The 3,453-nt window shown below is 66.2% G+C and carries 6 protein-coding genes and 1 pseudogene; 3 read left to right on the forward strand and 4 right to left on the reverse strand.

What is annotated here, in order from left to right:
* Positions 1–30: 30 nt before the first annotated feature.
* The 3 genes and pseudogenes from ETD96_RS48450 to ETD96_RS47360 form a co-directional block, all read right to left on the reverse strand.
* Positions 31–285: a WCX domain-containing protein gene (locus ETD96_RS48450; RefSeq protein WP_478209505.1), complete on the reverse strand. Its 255-nt coding sequence runs from the start codon at positions 283–285 to the stop codon at positions 31–33.
* Between the two features lie 114 nt (positions 286–399).
* Positions 400–495 (reverse strand): annotated as a pseudogene (locus tag ETD96_RS48455) (WYL domain-containing protein); the annotation flags it as partial.
* A gap of 24 nt (positions 496–519) precedes the next feature.
* Complete coding sequence (locus ETD96_RS47360; RefSeq protein ID WP_240808631.1) at positions 520–1,008, reverse strand: helix-turn-helix transcriptional regulator; 489 nt, start codon at positions 1,006–1,008, stop codon at positions 520–522.
* Positions 1,009–1,071: 63 nt separating this feature from the next.
* Here ETD96_RS47360 and ETD96_RS42700 point away from each other — a divergent pair, with 63 nt between their 5' ends.
* Both ETD96_RS42700 and ETD96_RS42705 read left to right on the forward strand, forming a co-directional pair.
* Complete coding sequence (locus tag ETD96_RS42700) at positions 1,072–1,455, forward strand: nuclear transport factor 2 family protein (protein WP_138642171.1); 384 nt, start codon at positions 1,072–1,074, stop codon at positions 1,453–1,455.
* Entirely contained in the window at positions 1,455–1,886 is a 432-nt protein-coding gene (locus ETD96_RS42705; RefSeq protein WP_138642172.1) for a nuclear transport factor 2 family protein, read from the forward strand. Before ETD96_RS42700 ends, ETD96_RS42705 begins: the two co-directional genes overlap by 1 nt.
* A 191-nt stretch (positions 1,887–2,077) precedes the next feature.
* On the opposite strand, the gene ETD96_RS42710 is transcribed toward ETD96_RS42705, so the two are convergent.
* Positions 2,078–2,347: a hypothetical protein gene (locus tag ETD96_RS42710; protein WP_138642173.1), complete on the reverse strand. Its 270-nt coding sequence runs from the start codon at positions 2,345–2,347 to the stop codon at positions 2,078–2,080.
* A gap of 255 nt (positions 2,348–2,602) precedes the next feature.
* Between ETD96_RS42710 and ETD96_RS42715 the strand changes: the two genes are divergently transcribed.
* Complete coding sequence (locus ETD96_RS42715) at positions 2,603–3,064, forward strand: NUDIX hydrolase (protein ID WP_138642174.1); 462 nt, start codon at positions 2,603–2,605, stop codon at positions 3,062–3,064.
* Positions 3,065–3,453: the final 389 nt, after the last annotated feature.

Raw genomic sequence — 3,453 nt, forward strand, 5'->3', positions numbered from 1 at the left:
CGGGTCGCCCGGCCCCGCCCGACCGCATTCCTACAGGTTGTAGTGACGGCTCATCGCGGCCACAGTTCCGGCCATTCGAGAGCGGAACTCGGCCGCAGCGAGAACCTGGACGTCCGCGCCCAGACGCAGGAGTTCCCGGACCGCCTGATCGTGGGACTCGACCGGCACGGTGACGCGCGTCCAGCCATCCGGATCGATAACCGTGGTCTTCTGAGCTTCACTCCCAACGGCCAGCTCGGCCAGGTGCGGCCGTCGATGCATGCCATCGTGCGACAGGCGCAGCACAGCCCGGCCCTTGGTTCGTCGGGCGTCATAGTCCTCGAGGTAGTCCTGCCAGTAGCGGCTCAAGTCAAAGTCGGCCGCCCGCTCGAAGCCCTGGTCGACGACGTCCGCAGCGAGGATCCGCGAGATTCGGTAGGTGCGGGACCGCCCAGCCCGGCGAGCCACGAGATACCAACTGCCGCCCTTCAGCGCCACGCCGTACGGCTCAACCGTCCGCGTGACCTCGTGCGGGGCCTCTCAACGCAGGTAGCGAAGGCGCACACAACGCTGATGCCACACCGCGTCGGCGACCACTGCCAGATGCGGAGCGGCGTCGGCGTCCTGATACCAGGCCCGCGCGTCGAGGCGGACCCGCTCTCTCAGCCGAGCTGCCCTGTCGCGCGACTCGGGCGGCAGTGCGGCCATCAACTTCAACTGCGCCTCGGCCATGGCCATGGCCTCGCCGAGGCCGAGATCCGCGGCGGCGACGGGCAGCCCGGTCAGGACGAGCGACTCGGCTTCGGCGGCGGTCAACCCGGTCAGCCGCGTGCGATAGCCGCCGAACAGCCGATATCCGCCCTCATGACCGGCCTCGTCGTACAACGGGATGCCGGCCGCGCTCAGCGACTGGACGTCCCGGTAGACGGTCCGCTCGGAGACCTCCAACCGCGCGGCCAGTTCCCGCGCGGTTATCCGTTCACGGGTCTGCAGGAGCAGCAGAATCGACACCAGCCGGCTCGCGCGCATGCCGGAAAGACCTCCAGAGTCCACTGACAGTCGATGTCAGTGGACCGTCCTTACCGTCCCGGCATGGACTACGACCTCGACATCGACGAGTTCGGCAACCGCTACATCGCCGTGTGGAACGAGCCGGACCCCGACGTCCGCCACAACCTGATCGCCGCCCTCTGGGACGACGAGGCCGTGGAGTTCACCGACTCCGCCGAATACCGCGGGCTCCCAGCCATCGAGGCCCGGATCGCCGAAGCCCACGAGCACCTGGTGAAGCAGGGCGGCTTCACCTTCCGGGCCGCCGAGGACGCCGTAGGACACCACGGCACCGTCCGCTTCACCACCTACATGACCCCCGCCGCAGGCGGGGGTCAGCCTGGACCGGCTTTGTCTTCGCCCGACCCGGCGATGGCGGCCGAATCCATCAGGACTACCAGTTCGGAAACCCGCCGCGTCCCGTAGTGCCCGAGCAGCCTCAGCCGACGACGCGAGCCGTCGTCCACAAGTTCCTGCGCAGGAGCCGGCAAGGCGACCCTGACCACATCGCGGACCTCTACGCGCCCGAGGTCTCCTGGCGAGTGAACTGGCCGGTCGAGGAGCACCCGGCAGTGCCGTGGATCCGCCCCCGCTCCACCCGCGCCGACGTCGCCGACCACTTCCGCACATTCGCCGAGCACTGCATACCCACCGAGGGCCGCGTATCGATCGACGAAGCACTAATCGACGGACCCGACGCCGTACTGATCGGCACAAGAGCACAACGCCTGAAGGACACCGGCAACCGCTTCACCAGGACCTTCGCGCTACGCCTCACCATCGAAGACGTCCGCATCACACGCCACCACATGTACGAGGACAGCCTCGCAGTCGCCAAATCATTCCCAACCAACTGACCAAGTACTCGGTGCCGTCCACCCGCGGACCGTTCGCGTGATCACATACTGTGCCACGAGCACTCCCCAGGACGATCAACATGCACCGACCTCATACGAGTCCTCGCATGTCACGTGGGGCAGTAGGGAGAGCCGCTCGATCCTGGGACGATGCCGGGATTCGAGCAAGGGGGGTCGGACGGCGCCGAGGGTCAGACTTCCTCGACGGGCCACTCGGAGCAGGTTTCCGGAGTGCAGGTGGAAGCGTGCAGGATGAGGTTGCCGAGCTCGCCATACCAGGGCTCGATCGTGGCTCGACGGCCTGGAAACGCGCGCTCGGCAGCCTCGGCGTCGGCCTGATTGAACGAGCCGTAGAACAGGGGATGCCCGGAGAGGAGTTCAATCTTCTCCGACCCCATGGGCCAAATGGCCCGGTACATGTCGCCATCAAAGAACTGGTCGGGAGTTGGCCTGTTCGTCACGCCCGCAGTCTATGACGGACAGTAATCACCTGGTAGCGGAATCATGAGAAGCATGTAAATCACCTGACAGATTCACCGCCCGCCCACCACGTCCCATGGTCCACCTCATGATGCAAGCGGTGGGTGAAGGAAGGGAATTTGGGGCCAATGACTTCTTCGCCCCAGACCCCAACCAGTCCGGCAGTTCGGATATAGCGAAAACGCCACCTGCGACACGAGGCGGCCACCGCACGCCCCACGAACTACGCTGCGCGCGTGACCACCCCACCAGGCATCGACATCCTGCAGTTGCACAACGACGCCGATCGCGACGGCATCACTAGGCTCGTGGCCGGCGCCATCCTCCATGCCGATGGCCGAGTGCTCGTCCTGCGCCGCTCCGCCGAGGACGACTTCATGGCCGGCATCGAAGAACTCCCCTCAGGCGCCGTCGAGCCGGGCGAGAACCTGCTCACCGCGCTGGAACGCGAACTTGCCGAAGAAATCGCCTGGTCCGGAGCATTCACCCTCGATCCAGGCTTCGTTACCCACTTCGACTACATCTACGGATCCGGCCGCAAAACCCGTCAATACATCTTCGCCGTACCCCACCAAGGCCAGCCCATCGCCCTGAGCAGAGAACACACCGCCTACCGATGGCTACACCCCACCGACCTGACCGAGTCCGACCTCACCCCCGAGACCGCCCAAGCGATTCGAGCCTGGGCCGCCTCATGAGACCGACCGCGAGGCGCCCACGGATAGCTCCCTGAGCCAGTCGATCTGCACCGCGTGTGCGCTGCGTTCGGTACTGCTCCGCCGACCTCCCAGGTAGCTCCCGAAGTCCTGTCTTCAACTAGGGGTAGCTCGAACAGGCTGCGTCCGTGGGCAAGCTGTTACGTAAGGGCTCTTTGTCGGTGACCGGCTTTTACGCCGGTGCAACTGTGGGAGGCGGTGGCGTCGTTCCTGGTAGGAGCTGCGCGCGCATGGGTAGTGTGCGGGACGGGGGCGGGGAGATGCTGGATCGGAGGCCAGGGTGATGGCTCGGCGTTCACGGCTTTCTCCGTGCGGTGACGTGCGGCCGGCCGATTGGGTGGTCGCGGGCGTAGGGCCGTTCGGGTCCGGGG

The organism is Actinomadura geliboluensis (assembly GCF_005889745.1).
Lineage (GTDB): Bacteria > Actinomycetota > Actinomycetes > Streptosporangiales > Streptosporangiaceae > Spirillospora > Spirillospora geliboluensis.

What these genes read in the sequence shown, in the direction of transcription:
- ETD96_RS47360 (WP_240808631.1), bottom strand. Translation starts at nt 1,008, where the DNA reads ATGCGCGCGAGCCGGCTGGTGTCGATTCTGCTGCTCCTGCAGACCCGT.
- ETD96_RS42700 (WP_138642171.1), top strand. Translation starts at nt 1,072, where the DNA reads ATGGACTACGACCTCGACATCGACGAGTTCGGCAACCGCTACATCGCC.